The sequence below is a fragment of the Stutzerimonas sp. LR2 genome (assembly GCF_055755175.1).
Genome location: NZ_JBVTRR010000056.1, coordinates 1 through 866 on the forward strand (window position 1 = coordinate 1; position 866 = coordinate 866).

An 866-nucleotide genomic window follows, 5' to 3' on the forward strand; every position below is an offset into this window, starting at 1 on the left:
AAAAGACCTGAGGCCCCAGAACTTATTGCAAAAAGGCTTGGTTGTTGGGATGTCGGCCTATTTGCAACTCAGGTATATCTTGATAAGTTTGGAATGCCACAACCTGGTCAGCATTTAGCCAACCATGATATTGCCTTATACGGCAATGTTTTCAGCTCCCCTGTACCTGAAACGATGGTCGGTGAATCACGAAGAGATGCACGGGTCGTCGCGAAGCTAACATCCAGTTTCTTACTCACCACGTTTGTGCGTTCAGGATTAGCGTTAGGGGAATTGCCGTGCTACCAAGGGTTACGTTATCCAGAGTTAATTCGAATTTGGCCGGATAAGGCAAGAAAGAAAAAATACGAAGTCTGGAAGGTTATCCATAAGGATGCTTCTGAGCTCGCCAGAGTAAAAGCAGTATCTGAAGTAATTTCAGAAGTGTTTGAGGCTGAAATAAAACCATATCATGCTGACCTTCACAGCTCCCTATAGCCCGAACCTCAGAAATGCAAAAACCCGACCGAAGTCGGGTTTTTGGACGCTTGCCGAAATGGCCGATTAAATGCCGACTGGCAGGGCGGTAGCAACAGCGCTGGTGGAGGTCATCATGCCGTCGATGATGTCCGGCGCGTAGTACAGGCCAATCGCAGCGCCGACCGCAACGGCGAAGGTCATCAGAGACTGGCGGACAACCGCAGCAGCAACACCGACGATGACGATCAGACCTACCAGCACGCGACCCAGGGAACCCTGCATGTAGGAAGTAATGGTGGTCCACACTTCGCTAAAACCAGTTTGCTCAGTACCCTTCGCATAAACGGCGGTCACGCCCAGAGCCAGAACAGCAGAAGCGGCCAGAACAGATTTCAGGTTGCGGGCGG

Annotated in this window: 2 protein-coding genes; one reads left to right on the forward strand and one right to left on the reverse strand. The window is 50.8% G+C overall.

What is annotated here, in order from left to right; all coding sequences use genetic code 11:
- On the forward strand, nucleotides 1-477 hold a 477-nt coding region (locus ACVRRC_RS21990), incomplete at its 5' end, for a type 2 periplasmic-binding domain-containing protein (protein WP_472997576.1).
- A gap of 66 nt (nucleotides 478-543) precedes the next feature.
- On the opposite strand, the gene traA is transcribed toward ACVRRC_RS21990, so the two are convergent.
- Nucleotides 544-866, reverse strand: a 323-nt coding sequence (traA, locus tag ACVRRC_RS21995; RefSeq protein WP_472997577.1) for a TraA family conjugative transfer protein, incomplete at its 5' end; no start/stop codon positions are given.